The organism is Spongiibacter sp. C9W (assembly GCF_057370015.1).
In genome coordinates, this window is record NZ_CM170672.1 from 1,705,828 (window position 1) to 1,726,482 (window position 20,655).

The 20,655-nt window shown below is 52.6% G+C and carries 30 protein-coding genes; all 30 read right to left on the reverse strand.

Going from position 1 to position 20,655, the window contains the following annotated elements:
- Nucleotides 1-18: 18 nt before the first annotated feature.
- Entirely contained in the window at nucleotides 19-411 is a 393-nt protein-coding gene (gene rpsK, locus AC2Q8J_RS08065; protein WP_022960548.1) for a 30S ribosomal protein S11, read from the reverse strand.
- A gap of 74 nt (nucleotides 412-485) precedes the next feature.
- The gene (gene rpsM / locus AC2Q8J_RS08070; protein WP_027874884.1) at nucleotides 486-842 is read right to left on the reverse strand and encodes a 30S ribosomal protein S13; all 357 of its coding nucleotides are present in this window, start codon (nucleotides 840-842) and stop codon (nucleotides 486-488) included.
- Nucleotides 843-974: 132 nt separating this feature from the next.
- Nucleotides 975-1,091, reverse strand: coding sequence for a 50S ribosomal protein L36 (gene rpmJ / locus AC2Q8J_RS08075; protein WP_084495682.1), 117 nt, complete (start codon nucleotides 1,089-1,091; stop codon nucleotides 975-977).
- Between the two features lie 32 nt (nucleotides 1,092-1,123).
- Entirely contained in the window at nucleotides 1,124-2,452 is a 1,329-nt protein-coding gene (gene secY, locus AC2Q8J_RS08080) for a preprotein translocase subunit SecY (RefSeq protein ID WP_027874883.1), read from the reverse strand.
- A 13-nt stretch (nucleotides 2,453-2,465) separates the two neighbouring features.
- Nucleotides 2,466-2,900 carry a 50S ribosomal protein L15 gene (gene rplO / locus AC2Q8J_RS08085; protein WP_204995350.1) on the reverse strand — a complete coding sequence of 145 codons (435 nt, stop codon included), beginning with the start codon at nucleotides 2,898-2,900 and terminating at the stop codon, nucleotides 2,466-2,468.
- A gap of 12 nt (nucleotides 2,901-2,912) precedes the next feature.
- Nucleotides 2,913-3,089: a 50S ribosomal protein L30 gene (gene rpmD / locus AC2Q8J_RS08090; protein WP_027874881.1), complete on the reverse strand. Its 177-nt coding sequence runs from the start codon at nucleotides 3,087-3,089 to the stop codon at nucleotides 2,913-2,915.
- A 19-nt stretch (nucleotides 3,090-3,108) separates the two neighbouring features.
- On the reverse strand, nucleotides 3,109-3,621 hold the full coding sequence (gene rpsE / locus AC2Q8J_RS08095; protein WP_027874880.1) for a 30S ribosomal protein S5: 513 nt from the start codon (nucleotides 3,619-3,621) through the stop codon (nucleotides 3,109-3,111).
- Between the two features lie 10 nt (nucleotides 3,622-3,631).
- Nucleotides 3,632-3,982: a 50S ribosomal protein L18 gene (gene rplR, locus AC2Q8J_RS08100; RefSeq protein WP_027874879.1), complete on the reverse strand. Its 351-nt coding sequence runs from the start codon at nucleotides 3,980-3,982 to the stop codon at nucleotides 3,632-3,634.
- A gap of 10 nt (nucleotides 3,983-3,992) precedes the next feature.
- Nucleotides 3,993-4,526: a 50S ribosomal protein L6 gene (gene rplF / locus AC2Q8J_RS08105; protein ID WP_027874878.1), complete on the reverse strand. Its 534-nt coding sequence runs from the start codon at nucleotides 4,524-4,526 to the stop codon at nucleotides 3,993-3,995.
- 26 nt (nucleotides 4,527-4,552) lie between these two features.
- Nucleotides 4,553-4,948: a 30S ribosomal protein S8 gene (gene rpsH, locus AC2Q8J_RS08110; RefSeq protein WP_027874877.1), complete on the reverse strand. Its 396-nt coding sequence runs from the start codon at nucleotides 4,946-4,948 to the stop codon at nucleotides 4,553-4,555.
- Nucleotides 4,949-5,000: 52 nt separating this feature from the next.
- Nucleotides 5,001-5,306, reverse strand: a complete 306-nt coding sequence (rpsN, locus tag AC2Q8J_RS08115) for a 30S ribosomal protein S14 (protein ID WP_027874876.1) — start codon at nucleotides 5,304-5,306, stop codon at nucleotides 5,001-5,003.
- A gap of 12 nt (nucleotides 5,307-5,318) precedes the next feature.
- Complete coding sequence (gene rplE / locus AC2Q8J_RS08120; RefSeq protein ID WP_027874875.1) at nucleotides 5,319-5,858, reverse strand: 50S ribosomal protein L5; 540 nt, start codon at nucleotides 5,856-5,858, stop codon at nucleotides 5,319-5,321.
- Nucleotides 5,859-5,871: 13 nt separating this feature from the next.
- Nucleotides 5,872-6,189 carry a 50S ribosomal protein L24 gene (gene rplX / locus AC2Q8J_RS08125; RefSeq protein WP_027874874.1) on the reverse strand — a complete coding sequence of 106 codons (318 nt, stop codon included), beginning with the start codon at nucleotides 6,187-6,189 and terminating at the stop codon, nucleotides 5,872-5,874.
- A 34-nt stretch (nucleotides 6,190-6,223) separates the two neighbouring features.
- Entirely contained in the window at nucleotides 6,224-6,592 is a 369-nt protein-coding gene (gene rplN / locus AC2Q8J_RS08130) for a 50S ribosomal protein L14 (protein ID WP_027874873.1), read from the reverse strand.
- A gap of 59 nt (nucleotides 6,593-6,651) precedes the next feature.
- Nucleotides 6,652-6,918 carry a 30S ribosomal protein S17 gene (gene rpsQ, locus AC2Q8J_RS08135; RefSeq protein WP_027874872.1) on the reverse strand — a complete coding sequence of 89 codons (267 nt, stop codon included), beginning with the start codon at nucleotides 6,916-6,918 and terminating at the stop codon, nucleotides 6,652-6,654.
- Nucleotide 6,919: 1 nt separating this feature from the next.
- Complete coding sequence (gene rpmC / locus AC2Q8J_RS08140) at nucleotides 6,920-7,111, reverse strand: 50S ribosomal protein L29 (RefSeq protein ID WP_027874871.1); 192 nt, start codon at nucleotides 7,109-7,111, stop codon at nucleotides 6,920-6,922.
- Nucleotides 7,111-7,524, reverse strand: coding sequence for a 50S ribosomal protein L16 (gene rplP, locus AC2Q8J_RS08145; RefSeq protein WP_027874870.1), 414 nt, complete (start codon nucleotides 7,522-7,524; stop codon nucleotides 7,111-7,113). The genes rpmC and rplP overlap by 1 nt, the downstream gene beginning before the upstream one ends.
- A gap of 11 nt (nucleotides 7,525-7,535) precedes the next feature.
- Nucleotides 7,536-8,210, reverse strand: coding sequence for a 30S ribosomal protein S3 (gene rpsC, locus AC2Q8J_RS08150; RefSeq protein ID WP_027874869.1), 675 nt, complete (start codon nucleotides 8,208-8,210; stop codon nucleotides 7,536-7,538).
- Nucleotides 8,211-8,223: 13 nt separating this feature from the next.
- Entirely contained in the window at nucleotides 8,224-8,562 is a 339-nt protein-coding gene (rplV, locus tag AC2Q8J_RS08155) for a 50S ribosomal protein L22 (protein WP_027874868.1), read from the reverse strand.
- Between the two features lie 25 nt (nucleotides 8,563-8,587).
- Nucleotides 8,588-8,863 (reverse strand): 30S ribosomal protein S19, encoded by a 276-nt coding sequence (gene rpsS, locus AC2Q8J_RS08160; RefSeq protein WP_027874867.1) that lies wholly within the window; start codon nucleotides 8,861-8,863, stop codon nucleotides 8,588-8,590.
- Between the two features lie 28 nt (nucleotides 8,864-8,891).
- Nucleotides 8,892-9,716 carry a 50S ribosomal protein L2 gene (gene rplB, locus AC2Q8J_RS08165; RefSeq protein ID WP_204995042.1) on the reverse strand — a complete coding sequence of 275 codons (825 nt, stop codon included), beginning with the start codon at nucleotides 9,714-9,716 and terminating at the stop codon, nucleotides 8,892-8,894.
- A gap of 17 nt (nucleotides 9,717-9,733) precedes the next feature.
- The gene (rplW, locus tag AC2Q8J_RS08170) at nucleotides 9,734-10,030 is read right to left on the reverse strand and encodes a 50S ribosomal protein L23 (RefSeq protein WP_027874865.1); all 297 of its coding nucleotides are present in this window, start codon (nucleotides 10,028-10,030) and stop codon (nucleotides 9,734-9,736) included.
- Complete coding sequence (gene rplD, locus AC2Q8J_RS08175) at nucleotides 10,027-10,647, reverse strand: 50S ribosomal protein L4 (protein WP_027874864.1); 621 nt, start codon at nucleotides 10,645-10,647, stop codon at nucleotides 10,027-10,029. The genes rplW and rplD overlap by 4 nt, the downstream gene beginning before the upstream one ends.
- 11 nt (nucleotides 10,648-10,658) lie before the next feature.
- On the reverse strand, nucleotides 10,659-11,303 hold the full coding sequence (gene rplC / locus AC2Q8J_RS08180) for a 50S ribosomal protein L3 (protein ID WP_204995041.1): 645 nt from the start codon (nucleotides 11,301-11,303) through the stop codon (nucleotides 10,659-10,661).
- A 111-nt stretch (nucleotides 11,304-11,414) separates the two neighbouring features.
- Nucleotides 11,415-11,726 (reverse strand): 30S ribosomal protein S10, encoded by a 312-nt coding sequence (gene rpsJ, locus AC2Q8J_RS08185; protein ID WP_022960525.1) that lies wholly within the window; start codon nucleotides 11,724-11,726, stop codon nucleotides 11,415-11,417.
- Between the two features lie 242 nt (nucleotides 11,727-11,968).
- A complete protein-coding gene (gene tuf, locus AC2Q8J_RS08190; RefSeq protein WP_486452600.1) occupies nucleotides 11,969-13,192 on the reverse strand; it encodes an elongation factor Tu in 1,224 nt (407 codons plus the stop codon).
- Between the two features lie 31 nt (nucleotides 13,193-13,223).
- Nucleotides 13,224-15,332 (reverse strand): elongation factor G, encoded by a 2,109-nt coding sequence (gene fusA, locus AC2Q8J_RS08195; protein WP_486452601.1) that lies wholly within the window; start codon nucleotides 15,330-15,332, stop codon nucleotides 13,224-13,226.
- Nucleotides 15,333-15,365: 33 nt separating this feature from the next.
- A complete protein-coding gene (gene rpsG / locus AC2Q8J_RS08200) occupies nucleotides 15,366-15,836 on the reverse strand; it encodes a 30S ribosomal protein S7 (protein WP_027875075.1) in 471 nt (156 codons plus the stop codon).
- Between the two features lie 91 nt (nucleotides 15,837-15,927).
- Nucleotides 15,928-16,302 carry a 30S ribosomal protein S12 gene (gene rpsL / locus AC2Q8J_RS08205; protein WP_027875074.1) on the reverse strand — a complete coding sequence of 125 codons (375 nt, stop codon included), beginning with the start codon at nucleotides 16,300-16,302 and terminating at the stop codon, nucleotides 15,928-15,930.
- A 134-nt stretch (nucleotides 16,303-16,436) separates the two neighbouring features.
- Nucleotides 16,437-20,648, reverse strand: coding sequence for a DNA-directed RNA polymerase subunit beta' (gene rpoC, locus AC2Q8J_RS08210; protein WP_204997529.1), 4,212 nt, complete (start codon nucleotides 20,646-20,648; stop codon nucleotides 16,437-16,439).
- Nucleotides 20,649-20,655 lie beyond the last annotated feature (7 nt).

Sequence of the window (20,655 nt, forward strand, 5' to 3'; positions counted from 1 at the left end):
CTATTCCTCAACTGTTAATTACACGCGACGTTTCTTGGGAGGACGGCAACCATTATGGGGGATGGGCGTCACGTCTGTGATGTTGGTGATCTTGTAGCCGCAGTTGTTCAAAGCGCGAACAGCCGACTCACGGCCAGGTCCGGGACCTTTAACTTCCACGTCAAGATTTTTAAGACCGTAGTCTTTCGCAGCATTACCCGCGCGCTCTGCTGCAACCTGTGCCGCAAAGGGGGTGCTTTTACGCGAACCCCGGAAACCACTACCACCAGCTGTTGCCCAGCTCAGCGTGTTTCCCTGGCGATCTGTAATGGTGATAATGGTGTTGTTGAATGACGCATGAATATGCGCGACGCCATCGACAACGGTCTTTTTGACCTTCTTGCGAGGCGCTTGCTTGCCTGGTTTAGCCATGTTTACTTCCTGCTTCTAATATCAACACTACACTAGTGGTGTAGCTACACTAAAGGCGCTTTGCTGCTTCGCAATTACTTGCGAATCGGCTTACGTGGACCCTTGCGAGTACGCGCGTTAGTTTTCGTACGCTGACCACGCAGGGGAAGACCCTTACGGTGACGCAGCCCACGGAAACAGCCAAGGTCCAGCAGACGCTTGATGTTCATAGATACTTCGCGGCGCAGATCGCCTTCTACCGTCATTTTGGCAATTGCGTTACGCAGTGAATCGAGCTGCTCTTCAGTCAGGTCAGCGATTTTCGCGTCTTCCGCAATGTTGTTGCCCGCGCACAATTTTTTAGCAGTTGTGCGACCAATTCCGTAGATATAAGTCAACGAAATAACGGCATGCTTGTTATCTGGTATGTTAACACCCGCAATACGAGCCATTCAGATTACTCCAATTAAAGCTTTAACTTTTAACGCTTGACAAAATCTGGCCAGATGAACAGACCCCGCGCGAAAGGCGCCGTAGTCTATCTACAACCGGGCCGGGTTTCAAGCCCAGCGACCAAATTTTGCTCAGCCCTGCCGCTGCTTATGACGTGGCTCTGCGCTACAGATAACGCGAACAACACCTTTGCGACGAACGATTTTGCAGTTGCGGCAAATTTTCTTTACCGATGCACGAACTTTCATGACGACACTCCAAACAAATTGCTGCGCCGCGATTAGCGGGCGCCGCTACCGTAATTTTTCAGGTTAGCTTTTTTCATCACCGAGTCGTATTGGTGAGACATCATGTGCGACTGTACTTGTGCCATGAAGTCCATAACCACGACCACTACGATCAGCAGCGATGTACCACCCAGGTAGAACGGAACGTTCCACATAACTACCAAAAACTGTGGCAGCAGGCAGACACCGGCGATATATAGCGAACCAAACATTGTCAGGCGAGTAAGCACATCATCAATGTAACTTGCCGTCTGCTTACCAGGGCGAATACCTGGCAAAAAAGCACCTGAACGCTTCAAGTTATCCGCGACTTCATCCGGGTTAAACATCAACGCGGTGTAGAAGAAGCAGAAGAAGACAATCAAGGCTGTAAATAGAATGATATTGAGTGGTTGACCGGGCCCAATAGCCAATGCCAACTCTTGCAGCCACTCCATACCCTCATTACTTTGTCCTACCCACTGCGCGATAGACGCAGGAAACAGCAGAATCGAGGATGCGAAAATAGCAGGTATAACACCGGCCATGTTCACCTTCAGAGGCAAATGGCTTGACTGAGCCTGATACATCCGATTGCCGCGTTGCTGCTTGGCGTAGTTCACCGTGATGCGGCGCTGGCCACGCTCGATGAAGACCACCAAGTAAATTACCGCAACTGCCAGAACCAAAATCGCCAGCAATACCAGTACGTTCAACTCGCCTTGACGAGCCTGCTCCAAAGATTGCCCAACAGCCGAAGGCAGCCCTGCAACAATACCGGCGAAAATCAGCATAGAAATACCGTTACCGATACCTCGCTCGGTGACTTGCTCGCCGAGCCACATCATGAAGACAGCGCCCGTTACCAGAGAAACCACCGCGGTGAAGTAAAAGCTGATATCCGCATTAAAGGCGAGGCCCTGGTTAGCCAGGCCAACCGTCATACCTGTCGCTTGCAATAAGGCCAACACCACCGTCAAATAGCGGGTGTACTGACTAATTTGTCTGCGGCCGGCTTCACCTTCCTTCTTAAGGGCTTCCAGCTGCGGGCTCACGGCGGACATTAGCTGCATAATAATGGATGCAGAAATGTAAGGCATGATACCCAAAGCCAGAATACTCATGCGCTCTAGTGCACCACCAGAGAACATATTAAACAGGCCAAGAACCGTACCCTGATTTTGATTAAACAGGGCGGCGAGTTGATCCGGGTTGATGCCGGGCACCGGAATGTGGGTGCCGATGCGATAGACAATTATCGCCAACAACAGAAAACGAAGGCGAGCCATAAGCTCGCCTAGTCCGGACTGCTTTCCAGTTGTCAAAGGACTGGATTTCGCCATGGGTTATAGTTCCCTATTCTTCGACTTTGCCGCCAGCTTTTTCGATAGCTTCGCGGGCGCCTTTAGTCACAGCCAAACCTTTAACTGTAACAGCCTTGGTCACATCACCAGAGAGAAAGACTTTCGCTCTCTCAATGTTGTTTGACACCAGGTCAGCACGCTTCAACGCATCCAGATCGACAACATCTTCGCCAACAGCATTCAGCTCAGAAGTACGAATCTGTGCGGTTACAGAGGCCATGCGAGAAGTAAAACCATACTTCGGCAGGCGTTTCTGCAAAGGCATTTGGCCGCCTTCGAAACCAGGACGTACGCTACCGCCTGAACGAGACTTCAGACCTTTGTGGCCACGACCCGCAGTTTTACCCAAGCCGCTACCGATACCGCGTCCAACCCGCTTGCCGTCTTTAACACGACCTGGGGCGGGGCTCAGCGTGTTTAAACGCAACTCGCTCATTTTTTAACCCTCAACACGAATCAGATAGTTAACTTTATTGATCATGCCACGTACTGAAGGAGTGTCTTCCACTTCGACAGTGTGACCAATGCGACGCAGACCCAGGCCCGCAACGCAGGCTTTGTGAGCCTTCAATCGGCCCGCTACTGAGCGGACCTGTGTAACTTTAATCTTGCTCATAATGAATCCTGCCCCTTTTTTAGCCCAGGATATCTTCTACCGATTTGCCGCGCTTCGCTGCGACTTCTTCAGGAGAAGAGATACTTTGCAGTGCCTTAATTGTTGCACGCACTACGTTTACCGGGTTGGTAGACCCATAGCACTTGGCGAGTACGTTGTGTACACCCGCAATTTCAAGCACAGAACGCATCGCACCACCGGCGATAACACCAGTACCTTCTGACGCCGGCTGCATGTAGACCTTAGAGGCCCCATGAACACCTTTTACTGCGTATTGCAGGGTATCGCCCTTGATATCCACCTGGACCATGTTGCGGCGAGCCGCTTCCATTGCCTTCTGGATGGCGACAGGCACTTCACGAGCCTTGCCGCGGCCGAAACCCACTTTGCCGTTGCCGTCACCTACCACGGTCAGCGCGGTGAAACTGAAAATACGACCGCCCTTGACCACTTTGGCAACACGGTTAACCTGAACCAGTTTTTCCTGGAGGCCTTCTGTGTTTGCTTTGTCTTTCTGCTCGTTGTACGCCATCGCCTAAACCTTAGAATTCCAATCCGCCTTCACGGGCAGCATCTGCCAGCGCCTTGACTCGACCGTGGAAACGGAATCCACTGCGATCAAAAGCGACCTTTGTTACACCCGCAGCCTTAGCACGGTCTGCAATCAGCTTGCCAACGCCAGCCGCTGCACCGATATTGCCACTTGATGCGCTACGCAACTCTTTGTCCAGTGTTGAAGCACTGGCAAGAACGCGATCACCTTCTGCTGCAATCAGTTGCGCATACATATGGCGCGGAGTGCGATGAATGCACAGACGAACCGCTCGCAGTTCGCGCATTTTAGCGCGAGCTCGGCGTGCACGACGTAATCTTGAAACTTTCTTATCGCTCATATGCTAGCCTTTACTTTTTCTTCGCTTCTTTACGACGAACAACTTCGTCTTCGTAGCGAACACCTTTACCTTTATAGGGCTCGGGCGGACGGAAGGCGCGGATTTCCGCGGCAACCTTGCCGAGAACCTGCTTATCACTACCTGTCAGAACAATTTCCGTCTGAGAGGGAGTTTCTGCTTTAACCCCTTCGGGCAAATCGTAGTCAATGGGGTGGGAGAAACCCAGCACCAAATTGACAGACTTACCGCTTGCTTTCGCACGATAACCAACACCGTTCAGGATCAACTTACGCTGAAAACCTTCGCTGACGCCGATCACCATGTTGTTGGCCAAGGCGCGAGTGGTTCCCGCCATTGCCCAACCATTTTTTGCACCTTCACGGGCAGCAAATACAAGCTGACCATCTTCTTGTTTAACTTCGACGGACTCGTGCAGCGGCATGGACATGTTGCCATTCTTGCCTTTAACCGCAATGCTGTCGGCGCCGAGTGTGACTTCAACCCCTTTTGGGAGAGCCACTGGACTTTTCGCTACTCTGGACATTTTAGAAAACTCTTCTAACCGTCGATTTAGAAAACAGTGCAGAGCACTTCGCCACCAACACCCGCTGCACGTGCAGCGCGGTCTGTCATCACACCACGGCTGGTGGAGACAATGGCAATACCCAGTCCGGCACGTACTTCCGGAAGATCTTCTTTACCCGCATAAGCGCGCAGACCTGGGCGGCTAACACGCTGAATTTCAGCGATAACCGGTTTACCTTGAAAATACTTCAGCTCGATGCTCAGAGTGGCTTTACCAGCGTTATCGTCTACACGAGAACCGGCGATGTAGCCTTCCTGCTCAAGTACATTGGCTACCGCCTTTTTCAGCTTAGAAGAAGGCATTTGAACCTCAGTCTTCCCAGCCATCTGAGCGTTGCGGATGCGGGTCAGCATATCCGCTAAAGGATCTTGCATGCTCATGTTTTGCTCCCATTTATCGCCGCGTTATCGCGCGACAGCAAAATTCTCAATCTTACCAGCTGGCCTTAACCAGACCAGGCACATCGCCACGCATCGCAGCTTGGCGCAGTTGGTTACGGCACAGGCCGAACTTGCGGTAAACACCGTGAGGGCGACCAGTTACCTGGCAACGACGGCGCTGACGAACAGGGCTCGCATCACGCGGCAGCTTCTGCAGCTTAACCTGGGCGTCCCACTTTTCTTCATCGCTTGCGTCAACGCTGGCGATAATAGCCTTAAGTTCAGCGCGCTTAGCGGCGTATTTGGCGACTGCGCGAGCACGTTTTACTTCGCGCGCTTTCATTGACTGCTTTGCCATATCCCTAACCCCTTAAGCTTTGAACGGGAAGTTGAACGCTTTCAACAACGCTCGACCTTCATCATCGTTACGCGCTGACGTGGTGATAGTAATATCCAAGCCACGTAGGGTATCGACTTTATCGTAATCAATTTCCGGGAAAATGATCTGCTCAGTCACACCCATCGCAAAGTTACCGCGACCGTCAAATGACTTAGGGCTGATACCACGGAAGTCACGTACACGTGGGATAGCAACAGAGATCAAGCGATCCAGAAATTCATACATGCGCTCACGGCGCAGCGTGACTTTACAGCCAATCGGCCAACCGTCACGAATTTTAAAGCCCGCAATTGATTTACGCGCTTTGGTTACCACAGGCTTTTGACCGCTGATTTTCTCAAGGTCAGCCAGAGCAGCTTCCAATACTTTCTTGTCGCCCGCAGCTTCACCCACACCCATGTTCAGAGTGATCTTGGTAATACGGGGAACTTCCATCGCGTTAGCGAGACCCAGCTCTTCAATAAGCTTGGCGCGCAACTCGTTGTTATACAGTTCGCTTAATCGTGCCATTTTCTAATAACCCCTACGCGTCGATCGCTTCGCCGCTGGATTTAAATACGCGGGTCTTAGTGCCATCTTCAGCAACTTTGAAGCCCACCCGATCCGCTTTATTCGAAGACGGATTATAAATCGCGACGTTCGACACCTGGATAGGCGCCTCTTTCTCAACGATACCGCCGGCCACACCCAGCTGGGGGTTTGGACGTTGGTGCTTCTTGATCATATTGATGCCGGAGACCAGCACGCGATTTTCGTCCAGTACTTTCTGTACCTTGCCGCGCTTGCCTTTGTCTTTACCGGTTAAGACGATAACTTCGTCTTCACGTTTAATCTTGCGCATTATGCTGACCTCAGTCTTCTCTTCAGCGAACCAATTACAGTACTTCAGGTGCCAGAGAGATAATCTTCATGAACTTCTCACCACGCAGCTCTCGCGTCACCGGCCCAAAAATACGAGTGCCGATAGGAGCCAAACTGGCGTTCAGCAGTACTGCTGCATTGTCGTCGAACTTAATCAGCGAACCATCGCCGCGACGAACGCCTTTCTTGGTGCGAACTACGACCGCTGTCATTACCTGACCTTTTTTCACTTTGCCGCGAGGAATTGCCTCTTTGACAGTGACTTTGATCAGATCGCCGACACGAGCGTAACGACGGTGTGAGCCGCCAAGCACTTTGATGCACATAACGCGACGCGCGCCACTGTTATCTGCAACTTCCAAATAGCTTTCTGTTTGAATCATTTCTTACTCCAAAGCAGTCAACTGTGCATCAAGCCATTGAACACAGGCCGCCGGCCAAATTAAATCTGCTTAGCCGTCTCTTCAACGCGCAGCAAAGTCCATGACTTACTCTTAGACAGCGGACGCGTCTCACAAACTGTTACCACGTCTCCAGTCTTGCACTCATTATTCTCATCATGAGCGTGGACTTTAGAAGAACGGGTCAAGTACTTACCGTAGATTGGGTGTTTCACACGACGCTCTACCAGTACAGTGATGGTTTTATCCATCTTGTCGCTAACTACCTTACCGGTGGCGGTACGAGCGCTCTTTGCTGCTTCTGACATTTTAATTACCTGCCTTTTCCTGGAGCACAGTCTTAATGCGCGCGATTTCTTGACGGGTCTGCTTCAGCAGATGCGTCTGCGCCAACTGGCCGGTACTTTTCTGCATGCGCAGCTTGAATTGCTCTTCGAGCAACTTCAGCAGCTGGGCATTGAGCTCGTCTACTGACTTTTCGCGTAATTCAATAGCGTTCATTACATCACCACCCGCTTAACAAATTGGGTTGCTACCGGAATCTTAGCTGCTGCCAGTGCAAAGGCTTCACGCGCCAACTCTTCGGGCACACCTTCAACTTCATACAGCACTTTACCGGGTTGAATTTGGGCAACCCAATATTCAACGTTACCCTTACCTTTACCTTGACGAACCTCGAGAGGCTTCTCAGTAATTGGTTTATCCGGGAAAACGCGGATCCAGATTTTACCGCCACGTTTAATGTGACGAGTCATGGCACGACGAGCTGCCTCGATCTGGCGAGCGGTGATACGACCGCGTCCGACTGCTTTCAGGCCGAAATCACCAAAGCTGACCCGGCTGCCGCGTTCTGCCAGACCGCGATTGCGGCCCTTCTGTACCTTGCGAAACTTTGTGCGCTTCGGCTGTAACATGTGCGTAACCCTTACTCTGAACCTTTCTTAGCCTTGGCTTCGACTGCTTCGTTTCTGTTCCCCAGGATTTCACCCTTGAAGATCCAGACCTTGACACCGATGATGCCGTAAGTAGTCGCTGCCTCGTATGTGGCGTAGTCGATATCTGCGCGCAGAGTGTGGAGAGGTACACGACCTTCCCGGTACCACTCAGTACGTGCGATCTCAGCACCACCAACACGGCCACTAACTTGTACTTTGATGCCTTCCGCGCCTTGGCGCATTGCATTCTGTACCACACGCTTCATCGCGCGACGGAACATAACGCGGCGCTCAAGCTGCTGTGCAACATTCTGTGCAACCAGCTTCGCATCAAGATCCGGCTTGCGAACCTCTTCAATGTTAATGTGCACGGGTACAGACATGCGCTTGCTGAGCTCTTTGCGCAGCTTCTCAACGTCTTCACCCTTTTTGCCAATAACAATGCCAGGGCGTGCAGTGTGAATAGTAATGCGTGCGGTTTGTGCCGGACGCTCGATCACAATGCGGCTAACAGAAGCGTGCGCCAACTTCTCTTCCAAGTACTCGCGAACTTGGATGTCAGTCACCAGCTGTTGTGCGTACTGTTTGCTGCCTGCATACCAGACAGAGTTGTGATCTTTTACAATTCCGAGCCGGATGCCGGTCGGGTGTACTTTCTGACCCATTTGGTCTCTCCTACTAACCTTCGCCGTCGGCTACTTTAATCGTGATATGACAAGACCGCTTCAAGATGCGATCGGCCCGGCCTTTTGCACGGGGGCGCAGACGCTTCATCGTCATACCCTCGTCGACAAAGATTGTCGAAACTCGCAACTCATCAACATCAGCACCTTCGTTGTGCTCGGCGTTGGCGATTGCAGAGTTCAGCACCTTCTTAATGATGCCGGCTGCCTTTTTGGAGCTAAACGTCAACAAATCCAGCGCTTCTTCTACACCCTTGCCGCGAATCTGGTCAGCAACCAAACGGGCCTTTTGGGCGGAGATACGTGCGCCTTTTAAACGTGCCGCTACTTCCATCGTTTATGCCTCTCCCAGCCCAAGCTTAACGCTTGGCCTTTTTATCAGCCACGTGCCCCTTGTAGGTGCGAGTCGCGGCGAATTCACCCAATTTGTGCCCAACCATATCCTCGGTAACCATCACCGGAACATGTTGACGACCGTTGTGTACCGCGATGGTTAAACCAACCATCTCGGGGAGAATCATAGAACGACGCGACCAGGTCTTGATCGGACGACGATCGTTTTTCTCAACCGCTGTCTCTACCTTCTTCAAAAGATGAAGATCGATAAACGGTCCTTTCTTCAATGAACGTGGCACAAGCTAATCCTCTTTACTCTGACTGCGCTTATTTTCTGCGATCACGCACAATCAGCTTATCTGTACGCTTATTTTTACGGGTCTTATACCCTTTAGTCGGAACACCCCAAGGAGTTACAGGATGACGACCACCAGAGGTACGACCTTCACCACCACCATGTGGGTGATCAACGGGGTTCATAGCCACACCGCGAACGGTAGGACGAACACCACGCCAACGCGCCGCACCGGCTTTACCCAACTTACGCAGGCTGTGCTCGCTGTTTGACACCTCGCCCAATGTGGCGCGGCACTCAGCAAGAATCTTGCGCATTTCGCCGCTGCGCAAACGCACAGTGGCATATTGGCCTTCACGTGCAACCAACTGCACTGATGCACCCGCACTACGAGCGATCTGAGCACCTTTACCAGGCTTCATCTCGATGCAGTGAATTGTGCTACCAACTGGAATATTACGCAGCGGCAGCGCGTTACCGGGCTTGATCGGTGCTGACTCACCTGAGAGCACTTCATCACCTGCGGCAACACCTTTAGGTGCAATCACATAGCGACGCTCACCGTCCGCGTACTTAAGCAGTGCAATATACGCAGTACGGTTAGGGTCATATTCCAAACGCTCAACAACAGCAGGAATGCCATCTTTGTTGCGCTTAAAATCGATAATACGGTAGTGCTGCTTGTGGCCACCGCCAACGTGGCGAGTTGTGATACGCCCGTTGTTGTTACGACCACCATTGCGCGACTGACTCTCAAGCAAGGCCTTATGCGGAGCGCCTTTGTGCAGCTCTGCATTAACCACTCGAACGACGTGACGGCGTCCGGGAGAGGTCGGTTTACTTTTTACAATTGCCATTTGACTCAGCTCCAGACTTATTCAGCGACTGCAAAGTCGATATCTTGACCCTGCACCAGGCTTACATAAGCCTTCTTCCAGTTTGGCTTTTTGCTCAGGCCAAAACGGTTACGCTTAACTTTGCCTTTCATGTTCACGGTCCGCACGTCAACAACGTCCACCTTGAACAGCTTTTCGACTGCGTTTTTGATTTCCAGCTTGGTAGCGCTGGGCAGCACACGAAAAACGACCTGATTGCCCGCTTCAGCACTCATTGCGCTTTTTTCAGAAACGTGAGGACCGAGCAATACTTTGTAAATGCGCTCCTGATTCATCCCAACATCTCCTCAAACTTTTTCAATGCCGCAACGGTAACCACAACTTTGTCGTAACCGATCAAGCTAACGGGATCGACACCGTTCACATCACGAACATCAACGTCGTGAAGGTTGCGCGCCGCCAGGTACAGGTTGCCAGTTACTTCTTCAGTAACAATCAACGCACCTTTTACATCCAGCTCAGCCAGCGACTTAACAAGCAGCTTGGTCTTAGGTGCTTCAAGTGCCATTTCTTCAACGACAACCAGACGCTCCTGACGAGCCAGCTCAGACAAAATAGAACGCAGAGCCGCGCGGTACATCTTGCGGTTTACTTTTTGACTGTGATCTTGAGGCTTCGCCGCAAAGGTCACACCACCGCCAGTCCAAATCGGGCTGCGGATGGTACCAGCACGCGCGCGGCCAGTACCCTTTTGACGCCATGGCTTCTTGCCGCCACCACTCACTTCGGAGCGGGTTTTCTGTGCACGGGTACCCTGACGAGCACCAGCCAAATAGGCAGTCACAACCTGATGAACCAGGTCTTCATTAAACTCACGAGCAAAGGCCACATCGGAAACCTGGATAGTTCCAGCCGCTGCACCGTTACCGGGTTTCGCAATATTCAGTTCCACTGCTTAGCCCCCTAGGATTTTTTTGCTTTAACAGCAGGACGTACAAACACGTCACCACCTGGCGCACCGGGAACCGCACCCTTGATCAAAATCAAGTTGCGCTCTGCATCGACACGTACAACTTCCAGCGTCTGAACAGTCACACGCTCAGCACCCATGTGACCCGCCATCTTCTTACCTTTGAAGACGCGACCAGGAGTCTGACATTGACCGATAGAACCCGGCGCACGGTGCGACAATGAGTTACCGTGAGTAGCGTCTTGCATATGGAAGTTCCAACGCTTAACACCACCTTGGAAGCCCTTACCTTTAGACTGCCCAGTAACATCAACTTTCTGACCTGCTTCAAATGCAGCAACAGTCAGCTCAGCACCAACCTCTGGAGCCTCATCACCTTCTTCAAGGCGAAATTCCCAAAGACCGCGACCAGCTTCAACACCTGCTTTAGCAAAGTGCCCAGCTTCAGCTTTTGAAATACGTGACGCCTTACGAGCTCCAGCCGTCACTTGAATAGCGCGATAGCCGTCAGCATCGTCTGCTTTGACACGAGTAACGCGATTGGGCTCAACCTCAATCACCGTTACCGGAATAGATACGCCGTCGTCAGTAAAAACGCGAGTCATGCCGCTTTTACGACCGACCAAACCAATAGTCATTGCTCCAACCTCTCAGTGTACGGGGCTTAACCCTCTACGGCCGCGCTCTCACGCGTTACACAACCCAGGGCCAGCCCCTGAGCGGGTCTGAATATATTCAGTAAATTTTAATTAGCCGAGGCTAATTTGAACTTCTACACCAGCCGCCAGATCTAGCTTCATCAAAGCGTCTACAGTTTTTTCTGTAGGCTCTACGATATCCAACATGCGCTTGTGGGTGCGGATCTCATACTGATCTCGCGCATCCTTGTTTACATGTGGAGAGACCAGAACCGTGTAACGCTCTTTGCGAGTAGGCAGCGGGATTGGACCCCGAACCTGCGCGCCAGTGCGCTTAGCGGTATCTACGATCTCTTGCGTAGACGCATCGATAAGGCGGTGATCAAAAGCTTTTAAACGAATGCGAATCCGTTGATTTTGCACCTGATCAAACTCCCATCCCGAAATACCTTCGAGCCACTATCGGCGCCAACTGGCCGAGACAACCCGAAAAAAGAAGCGGCATATTAATGACCTAACCGCCCCGTGTCAACAACTATTCGACACAAAGGCAATTAAAGACGCTACCGCGCGTTTTAGGGCGCCAGTTGCACCCATTGTTACCCAGAAAGGGAGGCCGAAGCCTCCCTCCCACACTGCTGCGCGAATACCATCGCGCGTCAGTATTACTCTACGATTTTCGCTACCACGCCGGCGCCGACAGTACGGCCACCTTCACGGATTGCAAAACGCAGACCTTCTTCCATCGCGATAGGCGCAATCAGTGTCACGTCCATTTTCACGTTGTCGCCAGGCATTACCATTTCTGTACCCTCTGGCAGCTCACACGCACCCGTTACGTCTGTGGTACGGAAGTAGAACTGTGGACGGTAGCCTTTGAAGAATGGCGTGTGACGACCACCTTCATCTTTGCTCAGTACGTACACTTCGGCTTCGAAGCGAGTGTGCGGAGTGATTGAACCAGGCTTAGCCAATACTTGACCACGCTCAACTTCGTCACGCTTAGTACCACGCAGCAGAACACCAACGTTCTCACCAGCACGACCTTCGTCGAGCAGCTTGCGGAACATTTCAACACCAGTACAAGTAGTCTTGGTGGTGTCTTTGATACCAACGATTTCGATTTCGTCACCAGTGTTCAGGATGCCGCGCTCGATACGACCAGTTACTACGGTACCGCGACCAGAGATCGAGAACACGTCTTCGATTGGCATCAGGAACGGCTGATCGATAGCACGCTCGGGCTCAGGAATGTACTCATCCAGAGCTTTAACCAGCTTGGCAACAGCAGATGTGCCCAGCTCGTTGTCGTCTTCGCCGTTCAGCGCCATCAGAGCAGAACCCGCGATGATCGGCGTGTCGTCGCCTGGGAAGTCGTAAGTGTCGAGCAGCTCACGCAGTTCCATTTCAACCAGCTCGAGCATTTCGTTGTACTCTTCGCTGCCTACACCGCCACAGTCTTCAGCCAGCAGGTCGGCTTTATTCAGGAAGACAACGATGTAGGGAACACCAACCTGACGAGACAGCAGGATGTGCTCACGCGTCTGAGGCATTGGGCCGTCAGTCGCACCACATACCAGGATCGCGCCGTCCATCTGAGCGGCACCAGTGATCATGTTCTTAACGTAGTCAGCGTGCCCTGGGCAGTCGACGTGGGCGTAGTGACGAATGTCTGAATCGTACTCTACGTGAGAGGTAGCGATGGTAATACCACGCTCACGCTCTTCAGGCGCATTATCGATACCGTCGAATGCTACCGCTGTTCCGCCGAAGACTTCTGCACAAACGCGTGTCAGCGCTGCAGTCAGAGTCGTTTTACCATGGTCAACGTGACCGATGGTGCCCACGTTGACGTGGGGCTTACTACGTTCAAATTTTTCCTTTGCCACGATTTTTTCCTCGTTCTAAAGTTTTGGCGAATCAGCCCATGTTTTTACTAATAATTTCGTCTGCGACATTCTTCGGTGCCTCGGAGTACTTCTCAAACTCCATGGTGAATGTCGCGCGACCCTGGGTCGCACTGCGCAGATCGGTTGCGTAGCCAAACATTTCTGCCAACGGCACTTCTGCGTTGACAACTTTTCCAGATACGCTTTCTTCCATGCCCAAGATAATGCCGCGACGGCGATTCAGATCACCCACCACGTCACCCATATTTTCTTCCGGCGTTACCACTTCAACCTTCATTACCGGCTCAAGCAGCACGGCACCACCACTCTGCGCCAGCTTTTTCGTTGCCATCGACGCTGCCACTTTAAACGCCATCTCATTGGAGTCGACATCGTGGAAGGAGCCATCGTAGAGCGTCGCTTTAAGGCCCAATAGCGGATACCCGGCTACTACGCCGTTCTGCATCTGCTCTTCAATACCTTTTTGCACCGCCGGAATATACTCCTTCGGCACCACACCACCGACGATCTCGTTCACAAATTCGAGACCTTCGGCATTGGCGTCTTCGGCAGGCTCGAAGCGCACCCAAACGTGACCGTACTGACCGCGACCGCCGGATTGACGAACAAACTTGCCTTCGATTTCACAGTTATTGCGAATGGCTTCGCGGTAGGCCACCTGGGGCTTACCAATATTCGCCTCAACACTGAATTCACGACGCATGCGATCAACAAGAATATCCAGATGCAGCTCGCCCATACCAGAGATGATCGTCTGCCCGGTTTCCTCGTCCGTCTTAACCCGAAACGACGGATCCTCTTGCGCAAGCTTACCCAGCGCGATGCCCATCTTTTCCTGATCAGCCTTCGAGCGAGGCTCCACGGCCACGGAGATAACCGGCTCAGGAAATTCCATTCGCTCCAGAACGATCACGTTATCCGGGTCGCAAAGCGTATCCCCGGTCGTCACGTCCTTTAAGCCGATAGCGGCAGCGATATCACCCGCCAGCACTTCTTTGATTTCTTGACGGTCGTTTGAGTGCATTTGCACCATCCGACCCACACGCTCTTTCTTACCCTTAACCGAGTTAAATACGGCCGTACCACTTTCCAACTTGCCGGAATAAACCCGGAAAAAGGTCAGAGTACCAACAAAGGGGTCAGTCGCGATTTTAAAGGCAAGCGCTGCGAACGGCGCATTGTCATCTGCCTCACGCGTTTCGACGGTTTCCGCTTTATCGTCAAGCGTACCCTCGATCGCCTTAACCTCTTCCGGCGAAGGCATGTACTCGATCACCGCATCCAGCACAGCTTGAACGCCTTTGTTTTTAAAGGCAGAGCCGCCAAATACCGGGATAATTTCATTCGCCAATGTGCGCGCACGAATGCCCGCTTTAATTTCTTCCTCGCTCAGCTCACCGCCCTCGAGGTATTTATCCATCAGCTCTTCGTTGGCTTCGGCAGCAGCCTCTACCATGTACTCACGCATTTCCGCACACTGATCTTGCAGATCAGCGGGAATATCTTCGTAAGTAAAGGTCATACCCTGGTCTTCGGCGCTCCAGATGATCGCCTTCATTTTGACCAGGTCAACAACCCCTTTGAAATCTTCTTCTGCACCGATGGTCATTTGCATCGGCACCGCATTCGCACCCAATCGCTCTCGCAACTGGCTGACGACACGCTCAAAATCAGCGCCGGCACGGTCCATCTTGTTGACGAACACCATGCGCGGCACTTCATATTTATTTGCCTGACGCCACACAGTCTCAGTTTGAGGCTGAACACCGGAGGAGCCACACAGCACCACTACCGCGCCATCAAGGACGCGGAGTGAGCGCTCCACTTCAATGGTAAAGTCAACGTGCCCAGGGGTATCGATAATGTTGACGCGATGCTGGTCGAACTGCTGCTGCATGCCCGCCCAAAAACAGGTAGTCGCGGCCGAGGTAATGGTGATACCCCGCTCTTGCTCCTGCTCCATCCAGTCCATGGTGGCAGCGCCATCATGAACTTCGCCAATTTTATGAGACAACCCCGTGTAAAACAGGACGCGCTCGGTAGTCGTCGTCTTACCGGCGTCTACGTGAGCGCAGATACCGATATTGCGGTATCTTGAAATAGGTGTTTTACGAGCCACGATGTACTCCCCAGATTGAAGCCAAATCCATCATTAGAAACGGAAGTGGGAGAACGCCTTGTTAGCCTCAGCCATACGATGCACGTCTTCACGCTTCTTAACTGCAGAGCCCTTGCCCTGAGATGCATCGATAATTTCACCAGCCAAACGCTGACGCATGGACTTCTCACCACGGCCACGTGAGTAATCCACCAACCAACGCATGGCCAATGCTGTACGACGGCTTGGGCGTACTTCTACCGGCACCTGATACGTGGCACCACCGACACGGCGAGACTTAACCTCTACCATTGGCGCAATATTTTCCAGCGCTTCGTCGAATACTTCGATGGGGTCTTTGCTTAAACGCTCCTGCACCAGGTCCAGAGCTCCATAGACAATGCGCTCTGCAACCGATTTTTTACCACTCACCATAACGTGGTTCATGAACTTGGCCAGGGTAAGATTTCCGAATTTCGGATCTGGCAGGATCTCCCGCTTAGCGGCAACGCGTCTTCTTGGCATGATTACTACTCTCTCTTCAGGGTAATCCAGGCAACGATCGCCATTGCGATGACCTGGCCTTACTCAAATCTATGTAAAAACGTCCGATCAATTAAGACTTAGGACGCTTGGTTCCGTACTTAGAACGACCTTGCTTACGGTCGTTAACACCTGATGTATCCAGGCTGCCGCGAACAGTGTGGTAACGCACACCCGGCAAATCCTTAACACGGCCACCGCGAATCAGCACAACACTGTGCTCCTGCAGGTTGTGGCCTTCACCACCGATGTAAGATGAAACTTCGTAACCGTTAGTCAAACGTACACGACACACTTTACGAAGCGCCGAGTTCGGCTTCTTAGGTGTAGTGGTGTAAACACGAGTACAAACGCCACGACGCTGAGGGCAAGCCTGCAATGCAGGAACGTCACTCTTAGCAGTCTTGCGCTTTCTCGGCTGACGAACCAACTGGTTGATCGTTGCCATTGATAAGACTCCAAATACTAAAGGCCAGCACCTTATGTGCTGACCGACCGTACGCCGGCATCCGCCGACGATATAAAAAAAGCGGAGCGCGAATTCTAAAGACGCACCCCGCCCCCGTCAAGTAGCCGGAATAGTTAGCTTTGGTCGCTAAGTGCTTCCGACAGCGCCGCTTCTACTTCCTGCGCCGACACAGAACTGCTGGTGTCGTCGCGTTTCAGTTTGCGATCGCGATGGTATGCCAAACCTGTTCCCGCCGGGATCAGACGGCCAACTACCACATTTTCTTTCAATCCGCGCAGATAATCGCGCTTGCCAGTTACCGCGGCCTCGGTGAGTACACGGGTTGTCTCCTGGAACGATGCCGCAGAAATAAACGACTCTGTTGCCAAGGAGGCTTTGGTAATACCGAGCAATTCACGGTCAAAGCTGGCAGGCACTTTGCCTTCCGCAACGAGGCGCTCGTTCTCTTCAGCAACTCGCACGTATTCAACCTGCTCGCCCTTAATGAACGATGAGTCGCCCGAGGTCATAATGTTGACCTTGCGCAGCATCTGGCGGCTAATGACTTCGATATGTTTATCGTTAATTTTAACGCCCTGGAGACGGTAAACGTCTTGGATCTCGTTAACGATATACTTCGCCAGCTCTTCCACACCCTTCAGGCGCAGAATATCGTGAGGGCTCAGCGGACCTTCCGAAACAATTTCACCTTTTTCAACTTGCTCACCCTCGAACACTGTCAGCTGACGCCACTTGGGAATCAGTACTTCGTAGTGATCGCTACCGTCAGCCAGCGGCTTGCCGTCAGCTGGGGTGATGATCAGGCGACGCTTGCCCTTGGTTTCTTTACCAAAGGACACGGTACCGCTGATCTCAGCAAGAATCGCAGGCTCTTTAGGCTTACGCGCTTCGAATAGGTCGGCAACCCGTGGCAGACCACCGGTGATGTCCCGCGTTTTCGAGCTTTCCTGAGGAATCTTGGCAATAACATCACCAACTTTCACTTCAGCACCATTCTCAAGGCTGACAATCGCGTGGTCAGTCAAGAAGTAGTGTGCTGGCACATTGGTACCCGCCAAACACAGTTCTTCGCCGTTGGCATCGACCAAGGTGACCGCCGGACGCATATCTTTACCCGCTGCTGGGCGCTCAGACTGCTCCATCACGGCGATACTGCTCAGACCAGTGAGTTCATCAGTTTGACGCTTAACGGTAATGCCTTCTTCCATACCGGACATTTTCACAATACCCGCCACCTCAGTAATGATGGGGTGGGTGTGTGGGTCCCAGGTCGCGACGATATCGCCTGCGCTAACCTCTGAGCGGTCCGCAACTTTGATGATGGCACCGTAGGGCAGCTTGTAGCGCTCGCGCTCACGGCCGCTGCGATCGGTAATTGCCAGCTCACCGGAGCGGCTTACCGCAACCAAGTTGCCATCTTCACGCTCAACGAATTTCAGGTTGTGCAGACGCGCTTTACCGTCCTGCTTAACTTGAATATTGTCGACAGCGGTTGCTCGCGATGCCGCACCACCAATGTGGAAGGTACGCATGGTCAGCTGGGTACCCGGCTCACCGATCGACTGCGCCGCAATAACACCGACTGACTCACCGCGGTTAACAAGGTGTCCGCGGGCCAGGTCACGGCCGTAGCACATAGAGCAAACGCCGTGCTTAGTGTCACAGGTGATGGGCGAGCGAACTTCGATTTCATCGATACCCATCTCTTCAAGCTCGATAACGCCCTTCTCGTCGAGCATGACACCGGCTTCTACAGCAACGTCGTCTGTACCGGGCTTGAGCACGTCTTTGGCAACAATACGGCCAAGTACGCGGTCACCCAGGGTTTCGATAATGTCGCCACCTTCAATAACAGGCGTCATCAACAGACCGTGGTCGGTACCACAGTCGTCTTCAGTGATAACCAGATCCTGAGCGACATCCACCAAGCGGCGAGTCAGATAACCGGAGTTCGCTGTTTTCAATGCGGTATCAGCAAGACCTTTACGCGCACCGTGAGTCGAGATGAAGTACTGCAGTACGTTCAGACCTTCACGGAAGTTAGCGGTAATCGGCGTCTCGATGATCGAGCCATCTGGCTTGGCCATCAATCCCCGCATACCCGCCAGCTGACGAATCTGCGCCGGCGAACCCCGTGCGCCTGAGTCAGCGTAGATATATACCGAGTTGAAGGAGTCTTGCTGCTCTTCTTCACCGTCGCGGTTAATTACGCTTTCTTTCGACAGACCTTCCATCATCGACTTGGACACCAGGTCGTTGGCGCGAGACCAGATATCGATAACCTTGTTGTACTTCTCACCCTGCGTTACCAGACCTGAGGCGTACTGTTTTTCGATCTCAACGACTTCGGCGTCCGCGGCGGCAACAATTTTCGCCTTCTCTTCGGGGATTTCGAAATCGTTAACACCAATTGAGCTGCCCGAACGAGTCGAGTACTCAAAACCGGTGTACATCAACTGGTCACCGAGAATTACCGTGGCCTTCAAGCCAACTTGGCGATAACACTCATTCAACAGGCGAGAAATAGCCTTTTTCGCCATTGCCTGGTTTACCAGGTCAAACGGCAAGCCATCGGGAACGATGCGCCACAGCACCACACGCCCTACGGTGGTATCAACAATGCTGCGATTTTCCTGGCGCTCGCCGTTTTCGTCGAAGCTCACTTGCTTGATACGGCACTTAATGCGTGCTTGCAGGTGCACCTTGCCACCGGCGTAGGCGCGCTGTACTTCCTGCGGGCTTGAGAACGCCATACCCTCACCGAGGGCATTAACGCGGTCGCGCGTCATCCAGTACAGACCCAATACCACGTCCTGAGAAGGCACGATGATCGGCTCACCATTTGCAGGCGACAGGATGTTATTGGTCGACATCATCAGCGCGCGGGCTTCAAGCTGGGCTTCCAGTGTCAGCGGTACGTGTACCGCCATTTGGTCACCATCGAAGTCGGCGTTGTAAGCGGCACATACCAGCGGGTGGAGCTGGATCGCTTTACCTTCGATCAGCACAGGCTCGAAGGCCTGGATGCCCAAACGGTGAAGGGTAGGTGCCCGGTTCAGCAACACGGGGTGCTCGCGGATAACTTCAGCGAGAATATCCCACACTTCCGGCGGCTCGCGCTCAACCATCTTCTTAGCGGCTTTGATCGTTGTCGCTAAGCCACGCGCTTCCAACTTACCGAAGATAAACGGCTTGAACAGCTCCAATGCCATCTTCTTGGGCAGACCACACTGGTGCAAACGCAGGGTGGGACCAACCACGATAACCGAACGGCCGGAGTAGTCGACGCGCTTACCCAGCAGGTTTTGACGGAAACGACCCTGCTTACCTTTGATCATGTCAGCGAGCGATTTCAGCGGACGCTTGTTAGAACCGGTAATAGCGCGACCGCGACGACCGTTATCGAGCAGGGCATCAACAGACTCCTGCAGCATACGCTTTTCGTTGCGCACGATAATATCAGGCGCATTCAGGTCCAACAGGCGCTTCAAACGGTTATTACGGTTAATAACACGGCGATACAGATCGTTCAGATCAGAGGTCGCAAAACGGCCGCCATCCAGCGGTACCAGCGGACGCAAATCCGGTGGCAGAACCGGCAGAACCTGCAGGATCATCCACTCTGGCTTGTTGCCAGAATCTGCCAACGCTTCGATCAACTTCAAGCGCTTAGACAGTTTTTTGATTTTTGTCTCGGAGTTCGTTGCGGGAATCTCTTCACGCAGACGCTCGATTTCCTCATGCATATCCAGCTCGATGAGCAAGTGCATGATCGCCTCGGCACCCATTTTCGCGGTGAAGTCATCACCGAATTCTTCCATGGCCTCGAAGTACTGCTCATCGCTAAGCAGCTGCCCCTTGTCCAGGGTGGTCATACCGGGGTCGGTAACAACGTAAGATTCAAAGTAGAGAATCCGCTCGATGTCACGCAGGGTCATGTCCAGCAGCAAGCCGATGCGGCTTGGCAGTGACTTCAAGAACCAAATGTGGGCAACGGGGCTAGCCAGCTCGATGTGGCCCATACGCTCGCGGCGCACTTTGGCCAGCGCCACTTCAACGCCGCATTTTTCACAAATAACGCCGCGATGCTTCAGGCGCTTATATTTGCCACACAGGCACTCGTAATCTTTGACGGGGCCAAAGATTTTCGCGCAAAACAAGCCGTCGCGCTCGGGCTTAAAGGTACGGTAGTTAATAGTCTCTGGCTTTTTCACTTCGCCAAAAGACCAAGAGCGAATCAGCTCTGGCGACGCCAAACCGATACGAATTGAATCGAATTCGTCAGTTTGCTGTCCCTGCTTAAGTAAATTCAATAAGTCTTTCAAGGCCGTT